The organism is Hyphomicrobium sp. (genome assembly GCF_020852195.1).
Lineage (GTDB): Bacteria > Pseudomonadota > Alphaproteobacteria > Rhizobiales > Hyphomicrobiaceae > Hyphomicrobium_C.
The window spans coordinates 18,100-36,693 of the sequence record NZ_JADZBI010000167.1 but is presented as its reverse complement, the minus strand read 5'-3'; the positions used below and the strand labels follow the sequence as shown (position 1 = coordinate 36,693).

At 66.7% G+C, this 18,594-nt stretch carries 18 protein-coding genes, 1 pseudogene and 2 riboswitches; of the genes and pseudogenes, 10 read left to right on the top strand and 9 right to left on the bottom strand.

The window, feature by feature from the left end; translation table 11 throughout:
* Both IT540_RS14300 and IT540_RS14295 read left to right on the top strand, forming a co-directional pair.
* Window positions 1-1,269: pseudogene (locus IT540_RS14300) on the top strand (ribonucleoside-diphosphate reductase, adenosylcobalamin-dependent); the annotation flags it as partial.
* 293 nt (window positions 1,270-1,562) lie between these two features.
* Entirely contained in the window at window positions 1,563-2,003 is a 441-nt protein-coding gene (locus IT540_RS14295; protein ID WP_291179200.1) for a hypothetical protein, read from the top strand.
* Between the two features lie 67 nt (window positions 2,004-2,070).
* Here the strand turns inward: IT540_RS14295 and crcB are convergent, their stop codons facing one another.
* The 4 genes from crcB to hisC all read right to left on the bottom strand — a co-directional run bounded on the left by crcB (window position 2,071) and on the right by hisC (window position 5,442).
* Window positions 2,071-2,451: a fluoride efflux transporter CrcB gene (gene crcB / locus IT540_RS14290; protein WP_291179197.1), complete on the bottom strand. Its 381-nt coding sequence runs from the start codon at window positions 2,449-2,451 to the stop codon at window positions 2,071-2,073.
* A 71-nt stretch (window positions 2,452-2,522) separates the two neighbouring features.
* A riboswitch (Fluoride riboswitch) is annotated at window positions 2,523-2,583 on the bottom strand.
* 37 nt (window positions 2,584-2,620) lie between these two features.
* On the bottom strand, window positions 2,621-3,343 hold the full coding sequence (locus tag IT540_RS14285) for a gamma-glutamylcyclotransferase (protein ID WP_291179194.1): 723 nt from the start codon (window positions 3,341-3,343) through the stop codon (window positions 2,621-2,623).
* Between the two features lie 18 nt (window positions 3,344-3,361).
* Window positions 3,362-4,342, bottom strand: coding sequence for a prephenate/arogenate dehydrogenase family protein (locus tag IT540_RS14280; protein WP_291179191.1), 981 nt, complete (start codon window positions 4,340-4,342; stop codon window positions 3,362-3,364).
* Entirely contained in the window at window positions 4,339-5,442 is a 1,104-nt protein-coding gene (gene hisC, locus IT540_RS14275; RefSeq protein WP_291179188.1) for a histidinol-phosphate transaminase, read from the bottom strand. Before hisC ends, IT540_RS14280 begins: the two co-directional genes overlap by 4 nt.
* 330 nt (window positions 5,443-5,772) lie before the next feature.
* Between hisC and IT540_RS14270 the strand changes: the two genes are divergently transcribed.
* Window positions 5,773-6,945 carry an outer membrane beta-barrel protein gene (locus tag IT540_RS14270; protein ID WP_291179184.1) on the top strand — a complete coding sequence of 391 codons (1,173 nt, stop codon included), beginning with the start codon at window positions 5,773-5,775 and terminating at the stop codon, window positions 6,943-6,945.
* 61 nt (window positions 6,946-7,006) lie between these two features.
* Here IT540_RS14270 and IT540_RS14265 read toward each other — a convergent pair whose 3' ends face one another.
* Entirely contained in the window at window positions 7,007-7,285 is a 279-nt protein-coding gene (locus IT540_RS14265; protein WP_291179181.1) for a hypothetical protein, read from the bottom strand.
* A gap of 367 nt (window positions 7,286-7,652) precedes the next feature.
* Here IT540_RS14265 and IT540_RS14260 point away from each other — a divergent pair, with 367 nt between their 5' ends.
* On the top strand, window positions 7,653-8,435 hold the full coding sequence (locus IT540_RS14260; RefSeq protein WP_291179178.1) for a hypothetical protein: 783 nt from the start codon (window positions 7,653-7,655) through the stop codon (window positions 8,433-8,435).
* Between the two features lie 33 nt (window positions 8,436-8,468).
* On the opposite strand, the gene IT540_RS14255 is transcribed toward IT540_RS14260, so the two are convergent.
* On the bottom strand, window positions 8,469-8,762 hold the full coding sequence (locus tag IT540_RS14255) for a hypothetical protein (protein ID WP_291179175.1): 294 nt from the start codon (window positions 8,760-8,762) through the stop codon (window positions 8,469-8,471).
* A 259-nt stretch (window positions 8,763-9,021) separates the two neighbouring features.
* Window positions 9,022-9,100, top strand: a riboswitch (SAM riboswitch).
* 72 nt (window positions 9,101-9,172) lie between these two features.
* Between IT540_RS14255 and IT540_RS14250 the strand changes: the two genes are divergently transcribed.
* Both IT540_RS14250 and metW read left to right on the top strand, forming a co-directional pair.
* On the top strand, window positions 9,173-10,381 hold the full coding sequence (locus tag IT540_RS14250) for a homoserine O-acetyltransferase (RefSeq protein WP_291179172.1): 1,209 nt from the start codon (window positions 9,173-9,175) through the stop codon (window positions 10,379-10,381).
* Window positions 10,381-11,013, top strand: a complete 633-nt coding sequence (metW, locus tag IT540_RS14245; protein WP_291179169.1) for a methionine biosynthesis protein MetW — start codon at window positions 10,381-10,383, stop codon at window positions 11,011-11,013. Before IT540_RS14250 ends, metW begins: the two co-directional genes overlap by 1 nt.
* A gap of 70 nt (window positions 11,014-11,083) precedes the next feature.
* Here the strand turns inward: metW and IT540_RS14240 are convergent, their stop codons facing one another.
* On the bottom strand, window positions 11,084-11,797 hold the full coding sequence (locus IT540_RS14240) for a class I SAM-dependent methyltransferase (protein ID WP_291179166.1): 714 nt from the start codon (window positions 11,795-11,797) through the stop codon (window positions 11,084-11,086).
* A 120-nt stretch (window positions 11,798-11,917) separates the two neighbouring features.
* Here IT540_RS14240 and gloB point away from each other — a divergent pair, with 120 nt between their 5' ends.
* The 3 genes from gloB (at window position 11,918) to IT540_RS14225 (ending at window position 15,425) form a co-directional block, all read left to right on the top strand.
* Window positions 11,918-12,688 carry a hydroxyacylglutathione hydrolase gene (gloB, locus tag IT540_RS14235; protein ID WP_291179163.1) on the top strand — a complete coding sequence of 257 codons (771 nt, stop codon included), beginning with the start codon at window positions 11,918-11,920 and terminating at the stop codon, window positions 12,686-12,688.
* 192 nt (window positions 12,689-12,880) lie between these two features.
* Window positions 12,881-13,318 (top strand): cupin domain-containing protein, encoded by a 438-nt coding sequence (locus IT540_RS14230; protein ID WP_291179160.1) that lies wholly within the window; start codon window positions 12,881-12,883, stop codon window positions 13,316-13,318.
* A gap of 193 nt (window positions 13,319-13,511) precedes the next feature.
* A complete protein-coding gene (locus IT540_RS14225; RefSeq protein ID WP_291179157.1) occupies window positions 13,512-15,425 on the top strand; it encodes an NYN domain-containing protein in 1,914 nt (637 codons plus the stop codon).
* Window positions 15,426-15,624: 199 nt separating this feature from the next.
* Here IT540_RS14225 and phbB read toward each other — a convergent pair whose 3' ends face one another.
* Together phbB and IT540_RS14215 are read right to left on the bottom strand one after the other, a co-directional pair.
* Entirely contained in the window at window positions 15,625-16,353 is a 729-nt protein-coding gene (gene phbB / locus IT540_RS14220) for an acetoacetyl-CoA reductase (RefSeq protein WP_291179154.1), read from the bottom strand.
* Window positions 16,354-16,521: 168 nt separating this feature from the next.
* Window positions 16,522-17,712 carry an acetyl-CoA C-acetyltransferase gene (locus tag IT540_RS14215; protein WP_291179152.1) on the bottom strand — a complete coding sequence of 397 codons (1,191 nt, stop codon included), beginning with the start codon at window positions 17,710-17,712 and terminating at the stop codon, window positions 16,522-16,524.
* Between the two features lie 229 nt (window positions 17,713-17,941).
* Here IT540_RS14215 and phaR point away from each other — a divergent pair, with 229 nt between their 5' ends.
* Window positions 17,942-18,580, top strand: coding sequence for a polyhydroxyalkanoate synthesis repressor PhaR (phaR, locus tag IT540_RS14210; protein ID WP_291179149.1), 639 nt, complete (start codon window positions 17,942-17,944; stop codon window positions 18,578-18,580).
* Window positions 18,581-18,594 lie beyond the last annotated feature (14 nt).

Genomic DNA, 18,594 nt, shown 5'->3' with positions numbered 1-18,594 from the left:
GACGCCGAGCGCTTCCTGGCCGCACCCAACGTGGCGCGCCTGCCGGCCGACGTGACGGCGGCCATCCGCCGCCACGGCATCCGCAACGGCTGCCTCACCTCGATCGCACCGACCGGTACCATCTCGCTGTTCGCCGGCAACGTCTCCTCGGGCGTCGAGCCGGTGTTCGACTTCCACTACACCCGGCGCGTGCTCGGCAAGGACGGATCGGCCCACACCGAGGAGGTCGAGGACCTGGCGCACGCGCGCTTCCGGCGCGCCTTCGGCCCCGAGACGCCGCTGACGCCGGCCTTCGTCTCGACGGCGGATCTCACCCCCCACGAGCACCTCGTGATGCAGGCGGCGCTGCAGCGCCATGTCGACAGCTCGATCTCGAAGACCATCAACTGTCCGGAGGACATCACCTTCGAGGCGTTCCAGTCGATCTATCTCGACGCCTTCGATCTCGGCCTCAAGGGCTGCACCGTCTATCGCCCGAACCCGGTGACGGGCGCGGTCCTGTCGGCGATCGAGGCGTCGCCCGCGGAGACAACGGACGACACGGCGGAAGCCATCGCCGCGCCGTCGCCCGCCACCGCGCCCGAGGACGCGAAGCCGCGCCGCGGCGAAGTGGTAGTAGCGTCCATCGAAGCGTCGGCGCCGCGCCAGGGCGATGTCGTCTACATGGCGAAGCCGCTCGACCGCGACCCCGTGCTCGCCGGCTACACCTACAAGCTCAAATGGCCCGAGAGCGACCACGCCATCTACGTCACCATCAACGACATTGAATCGAATGGTCACGCCGGAGGCTTGCCCACAAAGAGGCGGCGCCCGTTCGAGATCTTCATCAACACGCGCAACCTCGAGCACTACGCCTGGACGGTGGCGCTGACGCGCATGATCAGCGCCGTGTTCCGCCGCGGCGGCGACGTGGCCTTCGTCGCCGAGGAGCTCAAGGCCGTGTTCGATCCCCAGGGTGGACGCTGGATGGGCGGCCGCTACGTGCCGAGCCTGCTCGCCGCCATCGGCGAGGTGATCGAGACGCACATGCGCCGGATCGGCTTCCTCACCGATCGCAACGAGCTCGCCGAGCTGCCCTTGGCAACACCGGTCGCTGCCGCCGCCCTTGGCGAGGAAGGCCAGGAGCATCCCGGCCGCGGCGCCGGCCCCGATGCACACACCCGTCATCGCGCACCCGGCCGCAGTTGCCCGCGCTGCGCCGCACAGGCGTTCGTGAAGGAGGAGGGCTGCTGGACCTGCCGCGCCTGTGGCTTCTCGCGCTGTGACTGAGCATGGCCCGGCGCGAACGTGACGGATCCGTGGCAACCGCCCCAAAACACCCCGCGCCACCGAAGCCCGCAGCATGGCCCGCGGCTTGGACAACGAGCGGCTAAGTCCATGACTCGTCGGGAGGGTTCCGCGCGGAACAGCGCGTCGGCAGCACGTAGCGGTAAGGTTGCCGCACGTCCGAATTGCCCAAAAATGACTGAGATCGGGCCATATTTAAGCTGAAAACGCTGAGCAATCTCAGGGGTAAGTTCAGTAGCGTCGAGAGCCGCGTAAACGGCAAAGGAATTTCGGTTATGGGAGCGCGTGTCATTCAACTCGCAGAGGCCAGAGCCCGCCGGGCAGCGCCGCAGCCCCAGTTGGCCACCCTGGACAGCACGTCCGAGCTAAACGACCGGGACCGCTTCCATTTCTGGAGCGGCGCCTCCGGCCAGCGCTACGTCCACACGGTCTACGACCTTTTCGAGTGCCCCGAGGTTCCGGCTGCGAACTTCCTGCTCGTGCGCCGCGACGCGTCGGGCCACCGCTCGGTGCTCGCCATCGGCCACCTGAAGCACAACGCGGGCTCGCTGAACCTCGCCGAGCTCCGCCATCGCGGCGCGCGCCTCGGCGCCAACGAGGTCCACGTTCATCTGCTTGCCCCGTCGGCTCACGAGCGCCGCGTCGTAGAACTCGACCTGCGCGCCGGCGGCATCGACCGCGTCGAGGACGAGCGCATCGCCGCCACGCGCCACTGAGTTACCCCGAGCTTCCCATTCCCGATCGCGCCGCTCATCTGAGTCGGCGCGATTTTCTTTTGCACCCTCAGCCGAGGGCGGCACGCATGGCCCAAAGCCCGAGAAACAGCCCGAGCACCGAGAGCACGACGCTGCCCACCACGTACGCCGCAGCCGACAGCATCTCGCCGCGCTCCATCAGCAGCGCCGTATCAAGCGAGAAGGCCGAAAACGTGGTGAAGCCACCGAGGATGCCGGTGGCGAGGAACAGCCGCAGCTCAGGCAGCAACTCGCCGCGGAACGCGAACCATCCGGCCACGAACCCCATGATCGTCGAGCCGACAACGTTGATCGCCAGGATGCCGTAGGGGAACGAGCTGCCCGCGAGCGCGGTGATGCCGATGTTCATGAAGTGGCGCATTACCCCGCCAATGCCCGCGCCAATGAACACGATCAGGGCCAACTTCATCTGAGCCTCCGCTTCTGACCTTGCCTCGGCTTTCACGCGGGAAGCCGGACAAGCTCCTACCCGCGCGAAAGCGCCTGGTAGGAGCCATCAGCCTTGCGGCGGTTGTCGGGAGACTCCATTCCCATCCCACGGGCGCCAGTCTGCGCGAAGCGCCGCGCCTTGGCAAGGATCAGCCGAGCTTGGCGCGAAAGCCGAACCGGTTGTCGCGCACGGTGCGTGGCGTCGTCACCGTCCGTGCCGCCCAGGCACGCGTCAGCGCCACCGTCGCCGAACCACCGTTGCCGTTGGCCGCGCTCCTGCTGGCCGCCAGCGCACCCGTCAGCGTGACGAGCCGGTCCAGCCGCGGCTCGCGGATACCGAGCTCCGTAAGATGCCGCAGCGTGCTGAAAAGATAGTCGAGGTTGGTGCCGCCGAAGCCGGCCGAGCGGCGAATGAGCTGCGCCTCGCGCACGAGCGGAAGGCAGCCAGCATAGGCCGGGTGCGCCCGCTCGGCGATATAGGCGACGGCCCACGCCGTGCGGCCCCCATCACCGGCGAGCGATTTATCGATCGATTCCGGGTAAGGGGGCGCGGACGTCGGATGAAGGTCCACCGGCACCAGCGCCTCGCGATAGACGCCATAGATGAGCTCGCGGCGGCGCACATAGTCCAGAACCGCCGCACCCTGCTCGGGCGCGATGCGAAACGCGATGCCCTCACACACGCCGCCGCGGTCGAGACCGAGCACCAAGCCGGGCTGCCGCACCGTGCCGCGATAGTGGATCGAGTAGATGCAGAAGGCGCGATGATAGCCGGTGAGGCGCGCGCGCCGCGCCTCGGCAAAGGCAAAGCCCGGGTTCCACATCAGCGACCCGTAGCCGAAGATCCAGGTCTCGGTCGGCTCGACCGGCATGCCGCGCCGCCTCCTCGCTCAGCCCTTCTTGTCGGCCGGCGCCGCCGCAGTCGCGCCCCGCGCCGGAACGCGGCCGAAATCCGGCGCCGCCGTATCCTGGCCGGCCTGGATGATGCCGCGCCGGATCGCGCGCGCTTCCGTAAAGAGCCGGTGCAGCGTATCGCCGTCGCCGAAACGGATCGCCCGCTGCAACATGGCGAGATCCTCGGTGAAGCGGCCGAGCATGTCGAGCACGGCTTCCCTGTTGTTGAGAAAGACGTCGCGCCACATCGTGGGATCGGAGGCGGCGATGCGCGTGAAATCTCGGAAGCCGCCGGCCGAGAACTTGATCACCTCGCTGTCCGTCACGCGCTCGAGGTGAGCCGCCGTATTGACGATGTTGTAGGCGATGAGGTGGGGCACATGGCTGGTGATGGCGAGCACGAGGTCGTGGTGCTCGGGCGTCATCACTTCGACCCTCGAGCCGAGCGCCTCCCAGAACGCGCTGAGCTTTTCGACGGCCTTTCCGTCCGTGTGCGGCTCCGGCGTCAGGATGCACCAGCGCCCGTCGAACAGCTCGGCGAAGCCGGACTCGGGGCCGGACTGCTCGGTGCCGGCGATCGGATGCCCTGGAACGAAGTGGACGCCCTGCGGCACGTGGGGGGCAACGTCGCGCACGATCGACGCCTTGACGGAGCCGACGTCGGTCAGGATCGCCCCGGGCCTGAGGCTGCGCGAGATGTCCTTGGCGATGGGGCCACAGAGCCCGACCGGCGTGCAAAGGATGACGAGATCGGCGCCCTCGGCCGCCTCGGCAGCGGAGACGAAGCCCTGCTCGATGAGCCCCAGGCGCACCGCCGTCTCGACCGTTGCCGGCGTGCGCGCCGAGCCGACGATCTCGCCCGCGAGCCCCGCGCGCCGCGCAGCATGGCTGATCGACGAGCCGATGAGCCCGATGCCGATCAGCGCGATGCGGTCGAACATGGGCTGGTTCTGTGGTTTGCTCTGCGGGCCGCTCATGCGCGCGCTCCGACAAAGGCGGCGAGCGCATCCACGACCGCGCGGTTCTCGGCCCCGGTGCCGATGGTGAGCCGAAGCGCGCCCGGCAGACCGTAGCCCATAACGCGGCGCAGGATGATGCCGCGTCCTTTGAGGAAGGCATCGCACGCAGCCGCATCCCGTCCTGGCTCTGTCGGGAAATGCACGAGGATGAAGTTGGCGACGCTCGGCGTCACCTTGAGACCGAGCCTCTCGATCTCGGCCGTGAGCCAGGGCAGCCATTCGTCGTTGTGGCGCACGGCCGCCTCGATATGCGCCCAGTCGTCCATGGCGGCGGCCCCGGCGGCAATCGACGGCGCCCCGAGGTTGAACGGACCGCGGATGCGGTTCAGCGCATCGGCGACGGCGGCCGGACAGTAGGCCCAGCCGATGCGCAGCCCTGCGAGCCCGAAGATCTTCGAGAACGTGCGCGTCATCACGGTATTCTCGCTGGTCGCGACCAACTCCAGCCCCGCCTCGTAGTCGTTCCGGCGCACATACTCGGCGTAAGCCGCATCGAGCACGAGCAACACGTCGGCCGGCAGACCGGCGCGCAGCCGGCGCACCTCGTCGATCGAGAGATAGGTGCCGGTCGGGTTGTTCGGATTGGCGAGGAAGACGACCTTCGTGCGCGCCGTCACGCGCGCCAGGATGGCGTCCACGTCGGCCTTGAGGTTGGTCTCGGGCGCGACGACGGGCGTCGCCCCGGCCGCCAGCACCACGATGCGGTAGAGCAGGAAGCCGTGCTCCGTGAACAAGCCCTCGTCGCCGGGACCGAGATAGGCATGAGCCAAGAGGCTGATCAGCTCGTCAGACCCGGCCCCGCACACGATACGGTCGGGATTGAGCCCGAAGCGGCGCGCGATGGCCTGGCGCAGCGCGGTGGCCTGGCCATCGGGGTAGCGCTCGAGGGCTGCGCCGGCCGCGGTGAAGGCGGCCACCGCCTTGGGACTCGGCCCCAGCGGCGTCTCGTTCGAGGAGAGCTTGATCGGCTTCACGCCGCCCGGCACCTGCGACTCGCCCGGGACGTAGGCATCGATGTCGAGCACACCGGCACGGGGTTTCGGAGCGGGAGCGGACATCGGAGGTCTTCCAGAAGCAGGATGACGGGAAGCGGGGGCAGCGCGGCGAGGCCCCGTGATACCGAGGGCATCGGAAAAGAGCAAAGGTTAAGAGGGCCGGGCGCTTAGCTTAGCCTGTACGGGCGATCGCCCATGACCGCCGGAGCCACCTCTGCGCAGGCGTACGCCCGAAACTTTACCAACTTTTAGTAGCAAACACTCAATGCTCAACCCATGATTGAATTCAAATGCACTTCTCTATTCTATATCGAATAGATATTCATGGCGGCGCAATTGAACGGTTTTAAAACGCGGTTTCACCCGGTTTTCGCAGGCGCATCCCTGGCCCTTTTGGCATGGAGCGCGAATGCCTACGCCGACAAGATCGGCGGCAGCAATCTGCCCCGGTCCACGCCTCCGCTCAAGGAACGCATCGCGGAAAATGATGGCGCATCGACAGCCATCCTGGTCAGCAGCGGCATCGGCGTCACGAACAATGCCGGCCCGACGCTCGAAGAGAAGCCAAGCGCGTTCGTCGAGCGGAGGCTCGGCTATGCACACGTGGCAACGACGCCCGCGGGACGCCTGGACCTCGGCATCAGCCTCTCGGATCAGCGTTACAAAGACTTCAGCGAGGCCGACGAGTGGTCGGGGCGCGCCGCAGCCTCCCTGACCAGGGACTGGGGCGGGCAGCAAACCATCCTGGCTTTTACCGCCGCCTCCGCACGCGATGTCGAGGAGCGTCTGACGGAGACGAGCTTCGCGCTCCAACACGCATGGACCAGCGCCAACGTCGCGCCGTACCTCAAGGCGGACATGGCCCTGCTCGACTACGGCGACGTAGGCGACAAGCTGCCGCCGTTCGGAAATCAGGACGACCGCGACCGCATATCGTCGCGCGCCGAAGCCGGCCTGCGCCTGACGCTAACCGAGCACGTCGAGCTGCAGGTAGGCGCCGGCCTCGACACCAAGCGCTATCTCGCCCGCCACGACGATTTCGGCCTCAGGCGCGACAGCGTATCGGTCTATCCCGCCGTTGGCCTTGCCTACACCGGCGAGGTCGGCACACTGCGCGCCGTCTACATGCCGTTCCGCCGCAACTATCGGGAGCCTCTGTTCCGCGATGCGTGGAGCCAAGGCTACGCGCTCGAGGGGCACATCACGCTTTCCGAGCACGTAAGGGCATTCGCGATTTCGCGGCGAGGGTTCGAGGAGACCGATTTCCTGATCGCAAGCTCGGCCTACGAAGCGGCGGCCGTTGCGGGTCTTGCACTGACGCTCAAGAGCGGGACGTTCACGTTATCGGCCTCCGAGACGCAGCGGGAGTACGACGGGCTCAACATGATCGGGCTCGTCCGCGATGATCGGAAATTCGAGTTCGCCCTCGACGGAGAGATGCCCCTTTTCGACAACATCTCGCTCACCGGACGCGTGAGCTACATGGACTATCAAAGCTCCTTCGCGCGTATCCGCACCGACGAGCTGGCCGCGTCCCTCGGCCTCACCTATCTCGCGACCCAATGAGAAAGGCGCCCGATCCGGTCCCGCCAGATCGAACGCCAGAAGCTTTCCCGAACGCGGCGTCTTAACGACCGCCGATACCGAGGCCGAGACCGACGCCGGCCCCGAGCTTGACGATGTTGAGCACGTTGAGCTTGGCACCGACGGCCGCGCCGGCACCGATGCCGACCTTCGAACCGGTGCCGTGTCCACCGTGATTCGACGATCCGTGCCCGCCGTGGGCCTGACCGTGACCGTGGCCGCCGTGGCCACCGAACCCCTTGCCGCCGCGACCGGACGCCTCGGCTGGAACAGCCATCGCCAATGCCAGGGCCGACGCGAGTGCAATGCAAGCCAATTTCATGAATTTACTCCAGAATGCTTTCTCTGATTTTCAAAATGCTGCCGAAGCAGAACAATGAATTATTAGTGCGTGCGATAAATGGGCGCAAAGCAATCGGCTTTTAACGGTGAAACATGCCAATAACAAATATCAATCCTGCAAAGGATTTTGCCGCCTAGGATATTCGGCGGTTTTCTTTGGGCGAGGTCCTCCCGCAGCGCGGGAACGGCACGCGGCTGCGGCAGCCACCGGCCACCGTGGACCTCGCGCCGCAGGAGGGGCTTGCCGCCTGCGCAAAATTCCGTCGCATTCCCTGCGTCTGCTTGCCCCGCCAATGTCTTCGCCGGCGGCGGTAAGGTCGGGCTCAAACCACCGATGGCGCGAGGGGATGACGACGTACTACGACTACCTCAGGGATAGGGTTCTGCAGTCGTCCGCATCCGGTCAGGCGCAAGTGGAGCACCTGATCCATTCGGAGCGGAACGCGCTTTGGCAACGCATCGTCTCCAATCCCGTATATGACGAGCACGCACGCATGGCGGCGCTGGCTGCGTTCGACGAGGCGGCCTCCCACGTTCTGTCCGAGCACGGCGCGCGCTTCGCCAGGGGGCCTGGCCCGGCCTGGAGCGGCCAAGCCGGCCCCAACGGAAATGGCCTGCAGGCGGATCCTCAGGTCACGCCGAGGGAGCCAGCCCCCACTGGCACGCGCTCCATCGCCCGCGATGTCCTTTTCCTCCTGCTCGGCGCAGCGCTTGGCTTCATCGTGGCGTATTTCGCCAGGGACAGCGTTGCGCGACTGCTGTCGTTTGCCACCGGCGCACCCACGGAGCTCGGCGTCCAGGGCCTCTCGCCCTCGCCGAAATCGTTCAAGTTCGTCAAGAGCCAGCCGAGCCCGCTGGAGGGAGAGATAGCGGTCGAGTATGCGCTCGGAGCGCCGTCGCAGAGCTACGCCTGCGAGGTCGAGGCGACCTATCAGCAGATCCTGCAGTACGTGAGGTTCGAGAACGACTGCCAGACCGTGGCCTTCAAATTCCGACCGTTGCCGGAGCTTTGGGCCAACTTCAATTATCTTGAAGGGTACATGGTCTTCTCGGCGACCATAAAATCGCCCGCGGGCGGCAACTGGACCGGCTCCGCGAGCGTCTACTTTTCCATCGATGGAACGACGTAAGCGGCAGAGCCGGCGTAGCGGCCCCGCGCCATCCTACTGCATGTAGGGGCTGTCGCCGCCGTGAGGCGCGTTCGGCGTCGAGAAGAAGAAGCCGCTGTCGAACGGCCCGGACCGGGTCTGGCTGGTGATGGTCGGATCGGTGAACTTCCGCGTGTCCGTGCCCTGCAGGTATTTGTACGAATACCCACCCCGGCGCGGGGCCGGACGCACGACGCCGCGCAACGGCTTTTCCTTGGCTCCGGACTGAGCAAAGGCCGGGGCCGGCACCATGGGCAGCGCGAGCAGGGCCGAGGTCACCACGATTTTCAAGAGATCAAGATTTTTCATGGGCGTAGACTAACCCGGATCGGGGTGGCATGTCGATGTGGGGCGTCACTTTCGGCGCCCCGGTGTGGCTTTTGTGGCCTCAGGAGGCTTGCCCCCGGTCCACGGGTAAACAACAAAATTCCGTCAGCCGAGTTCCGGCGAGCATCGCGCCGACATGTTGAGACGCCGTTAACCCGCTGGAGTCCCAGTCACCCCCCAGCAACCGCAAACGACGAGCTGCCCTTGACCCTGGCCGCCAAGCTCCGATATTGAGGGGCGCGTTCTCGCTCGTGGTGATTTGGCCGGCCGGCTTGCAGCCACGTTAAACAAGTCGCTAAATGGGCCGTCGCGCACCCTGACATATCGGTGGGCCGGCCGGATCAGGCCGGTGTCGAAAGCCCGCAGAGCTAGGCGGGCCGGGAGCACGTTGCATGGGCTCGCCCACCGCGGTGTCCGCAGGACAGGATCATCAGAAGGACAGGCCCGAAGGCGAGCCGCGCCGCTCCGAGGTGCTGAGCCCATCGAGCCCGGTCGTCGTCTTCCCCGAGGATGCGCCCCTCAAGCTCGAGTCCGGCCAGCTTCTGGCCCCCCTCTCGATCGCCTACGAGACCTACGGCACGCTCAACGCCGCGAAATCGAACGCGATCCTGATCTGCCACGCGCTGACCGGCGACCAGTATGCCGCAAGCGTCCATCCCGTGACCGGCAAGCCCGGCTGGTGGGAGCGCCTGATCGGCCCCGGCAAGCCGATCGACACCGACCGCTTCTTCGTCATCTGCCCGAACATCCTCGGCGGCTGCATGGGCTCGACGGGACCGGCCTCCCTGAACCCGAGGACCGGTAAGCCCTACGGCCTCGATTTCCCCGTCATCACCATCGGCGACATGGTGGACGCGCAGGTGCGCCTCATCGACCACCTGGGCATCGACGAACTGTTCTCGGTCGTCGGCGGCTCCATGGGCGGCATGCAGGTGCTCGAGTGGACCGCGCGGCAGAAGACGCGCGTCGCGACCGCCATTCCCATTGCGGCCGCGCCCTGGCATTCGGCGCAGAACATCGCCTTCCACGAGGTCGGCCGACAGGCGGTGATGGCCGATCCTGACTGGCGCAACGGCAGCTACTACGAGCACGGGGTCGTTCCCAAGAACGGCCTCTCGGTCGCGCGCATGGCAGCCCACATCACCTACCTGTCGGAGAAGGCGCTGCAGGGCAAGTTCGGCCGCAACCTGCAGGACCGGGCCGCGCGCTCGTTCTCGTTCGATGCCGACTTCAAGATCGAGAGCTACCTGCGCCACCAGGGCTCGACCTTCGTCGACCGCTTCGACGCCAACAGCTACCTCTACATCACGCGCGCTATGGACTACTTCGACCTCGAAGCCGCCCACGGCGGCAAGCTCGCCAACGCCTTCCTCGGCACCAGGACGCAGTTCTGCGTGGTGTCGTTCACCAGCGACTGGCTCTATCCGACGCGCGACAGCAAGGCCATCGTCAACGCCTTGAACGCGGTCGCCGCCAACGTGTCTTTCGTCGAGATAGAAAGCGACAAGGGCCACGACGCCTTCCTGCTCGAGGAGCCCGAGTTCCACGCCACCGTGCGCGGCTTCCTCACGGCGGCGGCGGTGAAGAGAGGTCTCGCCTGATGCAGAAGGCCGTACCCTTCACGGGCGAGCAGCGAGCCGACCACCTGCTGAGTGCGGAGATGGTGGCGCCGGGCTCGCGCGTGCTCGACGTTGGCTGCGGCGACGGCGCGCTTCTGAAGCTGCTCGCCGAGACCAAGGGCGTCGACGGACGCGGCGTCGAGCTCTCGCGCGAGAAGGTCAACATGTGCGTGAAGAGCGGCCTCTCCGTCATCCAGGGCGACGCCGACCGCGACCTTGCCGACTATCCCGACCAGGCCTTCGACTACGCCGTCCTGTCGCTGACCATCCAGGCCACGCGCGACCCCAAGACCGTGCTCGAGAACCTGCTCCGCATCGGCCGCTTCGCCATCGTCTCGTTTCCGAACTTCGGGCACTGGCGCGTGCGCGCCGCATTGCTGTTGACCGGCCGCATGCCGGTAACGCCCAATCTGCCGGAGCCCTGGTACGCGACCGCCGACGCGCATCTCTGCACGATCAAGGACTTCGTCGACCTCGTCTCGCTGGTCGACGCCGAGGTGGAAGCGGCCGTCGCCTTCAACAGCAAGGGCCAGCGCCGTCCCAGCAAGAACTCGCTCTCGCTGCAGAACCTTCTCGGCGAGAAGGCGGTGTTCAAGCTGAAGCGGCGCACCTGACCTCAGACGTGTCTGGCCTCCGGCGGAGGCCGGAGACACGTCGCAATAGAATTGCTCCCTTACCTCCGGATCAACGGATCGGCACCAGCACACGCAGCGCCTTGGCGCGCGCCGGCGTGCCCTTGATCGGCGCCACCATCTCCTTGCGCGCCTCGACGATGAGCACGCCGCCGAGCCCCGGCGAAACTCGCGCGCCCACGCGCTCCCAGGCCGTGGCGGAGCGCACGAGCATGCCGCGGTCGAGCGGCGGCAGATGCAGAGCGGTGCCGAACGTCAGCGGCGTGAACAGGCACTGGCTGAGAAGACTGTCGAGCTGCGAGCGGCTGTAGGGGCTTCCGTATCCGAACGGCGTCGTGTCCACGTGCGCCCACAGCCCGCGCCGGTTGGGAACAACGATGAGCAGGCGCCCCTCGGGCTTCAGGACCCGCCACAACTCGCGCAGGAGCGGCGTCACCTGCTCCGCAACCTCGAGGCAATGAACGACCAGAAGACGATCGACGGAGTTGTCGGGCAGCGGAAGCTGATCCTCCTCGACCAAAGTCGATAGGATCGGCGCGGCCGAGGGCCAGATCAGCGCACCCTGGCTCGCCGGCATGAAGGCGCCGAGCCGCCGAGCCTCGCTGCGATAGGCGCCGATGAAAGGCGTGCCAAAGCCGAGGCTTGCGATCGTTTCGCCGGCGGTCGTTCCCCAGTGCGACCGGATGCGGCGCGCGAGAATCCGCCGCGCGATCTGGCCGAGCGGCGTCGCGTAGAAGTCCCTTAGAGTTGCGACATCGAGATGCATGCGCCTCAAGAGATCCGGGTTCGGGACCACATTTCGCCCGGCCGGCATTGAAATGGCAAGGGCACGCGGCTAGCCTCCGCCTGGATCTGCTCGGCACCAACGCGGGCGGGTCAGGCAAACATGGCCCAACCTGAAATTCATCAATTCCCCTGCCTCAAGGACAACTATGGCGTCCTGGTCCACGATCCGGACCGGAACGTCACGCTGTCGATCGATGCGCCGGACGCCGACGCCGTCGGCCATGCGCTTGCCGAGCGCGGCTGGCGGCTGACACACATCCTTGCGACCCACCATCACGCCGATCATACGGCCGGCATTCCCGCGCTCAAGGCCGAAACGCAGTGCAAGATCATCGGCCCGAAGGCCGAAGCGGCGCGCATTCCCGGGCTCGATCTCGTCATCGCCGAGCCGGATGCGCTGATGCTCGGCGGCCTCGCGATCGCGGTGATCGACACACCGGGACACACCATAGGGCATGTTGCGTACTGGATCCCCGAAGCCAAGGTGGCGTTCGTGGGCGACACGCTGTTCGCCATGGGCTGCGGGCGCGTGCTCGAGGGCACGGCGGAAATGATGTGGGCTTCTCTCGAGAAGCTCGCGCGCCTGCCGCCCGACACCGCTATCTACTGTGGACACGAGTACACGGTCTCCAACGGCAAGTTCGGCGTCACAATCGAGCCCGAGAACACGCGGCTCGCCGAGCGCCTTGCCGAAGCCGAGGCGGCCCGCGCCGCGGGGCAGCCGACACTGCCGACACGCATCGATCTCGAGCTCGAGACCAACGTGTTCCTGCGCGCCGACCGCGAGGACGTGCGCGCGCATGTCGGTTTGCCAGTTGCACCGACCTGGAAGGTCTTCGCCAACCTACGCGAGCGCAAGAACCGGTTCTGACGCGTTTTCCGTGTGGCACCCCCTCACCCGCCGCTCGGGCTTACGCCCTCGCGTCGACCTCTCCCCATTGGGGAGAGGTAAAAAGGAGCGCGGACCCACTACACCTCTCCCCGATGGGGAGAGGTCGCGCAGCGCAAGCTGCGCGGGTGAGGGGGCGCGACACGCACGCCGGCACATCGAAGGACCACACGCATGGACGCAGACCGCATCATCGCCGAGCTGGGCCTTCAGCCGCACCCCGAGGGTGGCCAATTCCGCGAGACGTTCCGCGATGCCGAGCCCGCAGGCGGCCGCGCCCATTCGACGGCCATCTACTTCCTGCTCAAGGCCGGCGAGGTCTCGCGCTGGCATCGCGTGGATGCCGTCGAGATCTGGCACTGGTATGCGGGCGCGCCCCTGATGCTGGCCACGCTCCTGCCCGGCGGCATGCGGAGCACGCACCGGCTCGGCCCTGCGGTGCTCGACGGCGAGCGTCCGCAAGGCGTTGTCGAGAAAGGACATTGGCAGCAGGCGTGGTCGCTGGGGGCGTGGACCCTCGTCGGCTGCACGGTCGCGCCGGGTTTCGAGTTTGCGGGCTTCGAGCTGGCACCCCAGGACTTCGAGCCCGATTCCGGCAACGTTCGGAGCTGAAGGCGGCCACACCGCAGCAGCCGCGGAGTTTTCCACCACTCATTGTTGCAGGCGAACCGGCCAAGCCCCTTGTTTTCGCACACCTTCGAGCAATTCCTGGGGACCGGGTCCGCCCTACGCTTGCCGCTCAAACACGACTCGTGAAAAGTGCGAATCACTCAAGAAAAGCGTGCGCGCAGCGGGGGTTGCAAAAATGAAGGTGGAGTCCACCGGGGCTGTTCTCAGTACGGTATTCGTCGACTACGACAACATCTACCTGTCGCTGAAACGGAAGAACGAAGAGGCCGCCAAGAGGTTCGCCAAGGATGCCGCGCTGTGGCTGCGCGAAATCGAGAGCGGGCGCCTCATCACGCCGACCAACGGCTCGAACTTCACGCTTCCCCGGCGCATCGTGATGACACGCTGCTACGGAAACCCCGTGCCGCGCCGCAACACCAGCGACAACTCGACGGACATGAACTCGTTTCCGTTCGTGCGCCATCACTTCCTGCGCGCCGGCTTTGAGGTGGTCGACTGCCCCCCGCTGACAGCCCAGCTCAAGAACTCGGCCGACATCCGCATGGTGATGGACGTGCGCGACGTCCTGAACCACGAGACGCGCTTCGACGAGTTCATCCTCTTGTCGGGCGACGCCGATTTCACGCCCGTTCTGCACCGCCTGCGCGCGCACGCGCGCCGCACCGTGGTGTTCGCCAACGACCACACGGCACAGCCTTACACCGCCATCAGCGACGGCGAGATCCGCGAAGCCGACCTGATCTCGCTGCTGCTTGAAGGCCGCATCGAGAGCGAGCCGAGGTCCGGCGGGGAGCTGCGCGAGCCGACGGCGGCAGAGCTTGAAGGCATGCGCAAGTCCATCGTCGCCGAGGTGGTGGGCACCGTGCGCTCCGCCGGCCAGCCCGTGCCGCTCGAGGCACTGGCCGACCGTGCCGTGCGCACACTCGGCCACGAGAAGACGGTGGGATCGGCCTGGGGCGGCGCCGGCAGCTTCCGCGACCTCCTCGCCCGTGCGCTGCCCAAGGACGTCCGCCTCACGGACCAGCCGCCCTACTTCGCCTACGAGCCGACGCGCCAGATCGCCCGCGAGATCGAGGCGCGTCCCGAGGCCCCGGCACAGCGCGAGCGCCGGCCCGAAACGCAGGAGAGCCGCTACGAGCCGCGCTTCGACGCGCCTCCGGCCCGCACCGCGGAGGCCCGCCCGGATTTCACGCGGGAGAGCCGTCCGGAGCCGCAGCCGCAGTACGCGCCGCAGCGTGCCGAGCGCGCCCCCGCGCCGCGCTACGACGACCCGCGCTTTGCCCCGCCGCGCGACGAGCCCGCCCGCCCCCCGCAGCAGGCCAGCCGACCGGATGCCGCGATGCCGACTTATGGTCAGTCGGGGTTCTTCGCCCCGCCGCCGGACCGGGCGCCGCTTGGCATGCCCGCACCGCGTGGCCAGGATATCCCCGCCTACGGCGCGCCGCCCCCGCCTCCGGCCGCCGATACCGCTGCCCGCCAGCGTACGGGCACGGCGCCGCTCACGCGCTCGGCCGATCAGGCCTCGCAGATCCAGCAGTCGATCGCGCGCATCCATGAGGCCTGCCAGGCCCCGCCGCTCTCGCCGCCCGAATATCGCGTGCTGTTCGAGGTGATGGCCGAGGAGATCACGACCAACAACCTCTCCGGCCAGCAGACGCTGATCAACATCATGGAGCGCGCCCGCGAGATGGGGCTCGAGGTGCGCCGTGACGACGTGCGCTTCGTGCTCGAGGTGGTAAGCGAGGCTGATCCGTGGTTCGAGCAGGGCGCCTCCGCCAACCTGTTCGCGAGCCGCTTCCGCAACTTCGTCGTCGCGCGCTGCCGCTCGCAGGGGCTCAACCTGTCGGCTGACGAGATCGACCTGATCGACGCCTGGTTCGGCGGTGCACCGGCCTCCCAGCGCGCAGCGCAGGGCGCTCAGCAGCCGGCTCGTCCTGCGGCTCCTCCGCCGCAGGCCTACGGCACACCGCCGCCGCCGCCCGCCGCCGACCGCTGGTCATCGCCCCCGAGCGCGCCGCCTGCCTCCCAGTTCGGCGCAGAGAACGAAGAGGAGTTCCCCCGCATCGTGCGCTCGCGCCTGCGCGGCTAACCGGGATCAGCGACAGCATCCAACGCAAGCCGACGGCCTGTCGAGGCCGTCGGCTTCTTCGTTTCGAGACACGATTGAAGCCATGCTCCGGATCAACCGGGAAGAATGCGGCGTGAACGGCAGATCATCGCACACCCCAAAAAGAAAAGGGCGGCGGAGGGTAACCTCCGCCGCCCTTTTCTTTGGAAGGCGTGCCCGCTCAGAGCGCGATGTAGTGGCCGCCGTTGACGTCGAGACACGCGCCCGTGATGAAGCCGGCTTCGTCGGCAGCGACGAAGACCACCGCACGCGCGATCTCCTCGGCCTCGCCGAGCCGGCCGACCGGGATCTGCGGGATGATCTTGGTGTCGAGCACCTCTTTCGGCACGGCGGCGACCATCTCGGTGTTGATGTAGCCCGGCGCGATGGTGTTGACCGTGATGCCCTTGGCCGCCGTCTCGAAGGCCAGCGCCTTGGTGAAGCCGTGCATGCCGGCCTTGGCGGCGGAGTAGTTGGTCTGGCCCATCTGGCCCTTGCGGCCGTTGATCGACGAGATGTTGATAATGCGGCCGAAGTTGCGGCTGCGCATGGAGTCGATGACCAGGCGGCTCAGGTAGAACACGGAATCGAGGTCGACGCTGATCACCTCGCGCCATTGCTCCGGTGTCATCTTGTGCAGCATGGCATCGCGCGTGATGCCCGCGTTGTTCACGAGAACGTCGATCGGACCCAGCGCCTTGGTCACCTCGGCGATGCCCTTGGCGCAGGCGTCGTAGTCCCCCACGTTCCACTTGTAGACGGGAATGCCTGTCTCGACCTGGAACTGCTGTGCAGCCGCGTCGTTGCCGGCGTAGTTCGCGGCGACGCGATAGCCCTTGTTCTTGAGTGCGATGGAGATGGCGTGGCCGATGCCACGCGTGCCCCCGGTAACCAAAGCGACGCGCGTCATAAGTGAAGTCTCCCTAGAGCCGGTTTCTGGTTGATTTCGGTGTTGGTGGTTACCTCCCCGTTCTCGTCGCGGGGAGTGAGCAGAATGAAGCTGTGTCGAAACGCCGCCGCGCGGCCGATGGATGGAAGGTGATGCCCTCCCCCGCGATCGGGGAAGGGCACAAGCACGTCAGTCCCGAGCCACGCACAAGGCAACGCCCATGCCGCCGCCGATGCACAGCGTCGCGAGGCCCTTCTTGGCGTCGCGGCGCTGCATCTCGTAGAGCAGCGTGGTGAGGATGCGCGCACCCGAGGCCCCGATCGGGTGACCGATGGCGATGGCGCCGCCGTTGACGTTGACTTTGTCGGTGTCCCAGCCGAGGCCCTTGTTGACCGAGATCGCCTGAGCGGCGAAGGCCTCGTTGGCCTCGATGAGATCCAGATCCTCGATCTTCCAGCCGGCCTTCTCGAGCGCCTTTTTGGAAGCCGGGATCGGCCCCGTGCCCATGATGGACGGATCGACGCCCGACGTCGCCCACGACACGATGCGCGCGAGCGGCTTCACGCCGCGCTTCTTGGCCTCCTCGGCGGTCATGAGCACCACGGCGGCCGCGCCGTCGTTGATGCCCGACGCGTTAGCCGCGGTGACCGTGCCCTCCTTGGGATCGAACGCGGGGCGCAGCTTGGAGATGCCCTCCACCGTCACGCCGTCCTTGATATATTCGTCGGTATCGACGACGACGTCACCCTTCTTGCCCTTGATGGTGACCGGCGCGATCTCGTCCTTGAACTTGCCGGCCTTGCGTGCGGCCTCGGCCTTGTTCTGCGAGGCGGCGGCGAAGGCGTCCTGCTCGGCGCGCGAGATCTGCCACTGCTTGGCCACGTTCTCCGCCGTGGTGCCCATGTGATAGTTGTTGAAGGCGTCCCAGAGGCCGTCCTTGACCATGGTGTCGATGAACTTGACGTCGCCCATCTTGGTGCCGTCGCGCAGGTGGGCGGCGTGCATGGCCTTGCTCATGCTTTCCTGGCCCCCGGCGACGACGATCGTCGCATCGCCGGTCTGAATCTGCTGCGCGCCGAGCGCCACCGCGCGCAGGCCCGAGCCGCAGATCTGGTTCACGCTCCAGGCCGGCGCATCGACGGGAATTCCGGCCGCGATGGAGGCCTGGCGCGCGGGACCCTGGCCCTGACCGGCGGTGAGGATCTGGCCGAGGATGACCTCGGACACGTCGCCGGGCGGCACGCCGGCGCGCTCGAGGGCGGCCGTGATGGCAACCTTGCCAAGCTCGTGGGCGGGCAGGCTCGCGAGTGTTCCGTTGAAAGATCCGACAGGGGTCCTGGCGGCGCTTGCGATGACGACTGTGGTGCTGTCCGCACTCATAGATGCTTCCTCCTCGGGGGGAAAATCAGGGCGTTTCTTGGCATTGGGGCGAGCGAGCCGCCTTTGACATGCATCAACGGAAGGGCACCCCCGAAATACGATAGCAGCAGCGTATCTCCGCCCGCAATTAGCTCTTTGCCTAAGAACTTTGCTTGGCAGGTATGCAGTTAGGTCTGGATGCGCATCTCATGCCTGTGCTACGATGCCGCAGTGCAACGAGGTAAGTTTGATGGCTCAGCCGATGCTTAACAAATCCGACGTCCAGCCCGACAAGAAAGAGGCGGTAGTCATCAAGAAGTACGCGAACCGGCGTCTCTACAATACCGAGACCAGCACCTATGTGACCCTCGACGACCTGGCGCAGATGGTTCGCAACGACAAGGATTTCGTCGTCTACGACGCCAAGTCCGGTGACGATCTGACTCACGCCGTGCTGACGCAGATTATCGTCGAGCAGGAGAGCCGCGAGGGCGGCCAGACGCTGCTTCCGATCCCGTTCCTGCGCCAGCTCATCCGCTTCTATGACGACAACATCGGCACCATGGTGCCGAGCTATCTGCAGTTCAGCCTCGAGAACCTCGTCAAGGAGCAGGAGAAGTTCCGCTCCATGTTCGCCAACGCCTTTGCCAATCCGGCCGCGGCCTTCGAGGCCTATCAGGACCAGGCGCGCAAGAACATGGCTATGTTCGAGCAGGCCATGAAGATGTGGACGTCGTTCGGTGGCGCGGCGAACCTGCAGGGCAAGAAGGACGATGATGCCGCGTCGGGAGCGGGCACCGAGGCGCCCAAGGGCGAGATCGACGAGCTCAAGGCACAGCTCACCGCCATGCAGCAGCGCATCGAGCGCCTCGCCAAGGACCGCGAGTAGAGCCCGCCGCCGCG

What these genes read in the sequence shown, in the direction of transcription:
- phaR (WP_291179149.1), top strand. Translation starts at nt 17,942, where the DNA reads ATGGCTCAGCCGATGCTTAACAAATCCGACGTCCAGCCCGACAAGAAA.
- crcB (WP_291179197.1), bottom strand. Translation starts at nt 2,451, where the DNA reads ATGAAGTTGGCCCTGATCGTGTTCATTGGCGCGGGCATTGGCGGGGTA.
- IT540_RS14265 (WP_291179181.1), bottom strand. Translation starts at nt 7,285, where the DNA reads ATGAAATTGGCTTGCATTGCACTCGCGTCGGCCCTGGCATTGGCGATG.
- phbB (WP_291179154.1), bottom strand. Translation starts at nt 16,353, where the DNA reads ATGACGCGCGTCGCTTTGGTTACCGGGGGCACGCGTGGCATCGGCCAC.
- IT540_RS14230 (WP_291179160.1), top strand. Translation starts at nt 12,881, where the DNA reads ATGGACGCAGACCGCATCATCGCCGAGCTGGGCCTTCAGCCGCACCCC.
- IT540_RS14280 (WP_291179191.1), bottom strand. Translation starts at nt 4,342, where the DNA reads ATGAGCGGCCCGCAGAGCAAACCACAGAACCAGCCCATGTTCGACCGC.
- IT540_RS14250 (WP_291179172.1), top strand. Translation starts at nt 9,173, where the DNA reads ATGGGCTCGCCCACCGCGGTGTCCGCAGGACAGGATCATCAGAAGGAC.
- metW (WP_291179169.1), top strand. Translation starts at nt 10,381, where the DNA reads ATGCAGAAGGCCGTACCCTTCACGGGCGAGCAGCGAGCCGACCACCTG.
- gloB (WP_291179163.1), top strand. Translation starts at nt 11,918, where the DNA reads ATGGCCCAACCTGAAATTCATCAATTCCCCTGCCTCAAGGACAACTAT.
- hisC (WP_291179188.1), bottom strand. Translation starts at nt 5,442, where the DNA reads ATGTCCGCTCCCGCTCCGAAACCCCGTGCCGGTGTGCTCGACATCGAT.
- IT540_RS14295 (WP_291179200.1), top strand. Translation starts at nt 1,563, where the DNA reads ATGGGAGCGCGTGTCATTCAACTCGCAGAGGCCAGAGCCCGCCGGGCA.
- IT540_RS14285 (WP_291179194.1), bottom strand. Translation starts at nt 3,343, where the DNA reads ATGCCGGTCGAGCCGACCGAGACCTGGATCTTCGGCTACGGGTCGCTG.
- IT540_RS14240 (WP_291179166.1), bottom strand. Translation starts at nt 11,797, where the DNA reads ATGCATCTCGATGTCGCAACTCTAAGGGACTTCTACGCGACGCCGCTC.
- IT540_RS14215 (WP_291179152.1), bottom strand. Translation starts at nt 17,712, where the DNA reads ATGAGTGCGGACAGCACCACAGTCGTCATCGCAAGCGCCGCCAGGACC.
- IT540_RS14260 (WP_291179178.1), top strand. Translation starts at nt 7,653, where the DNA reads ATGACGACGTACTACGACTACCTCAGGGATAGGGTTCTGCAGTCGTCC.
- IT540_RS14255 (WP_291179175.1), bottom strand. Translation starts at nt 8,762, where the DNA reads ATGAAAAATCTTGATCTCTTGAAAATCGTGGTGACCTCGGCCCTGCTC.
- IT540_RS14225 (WP_291179157.1), top strand. Translation starts at nt 13,512, where the DNA reads ATGAAGGTGGAGTCCACCGGGGCTGTTCTCAGTACGGTATTCGTCGAC.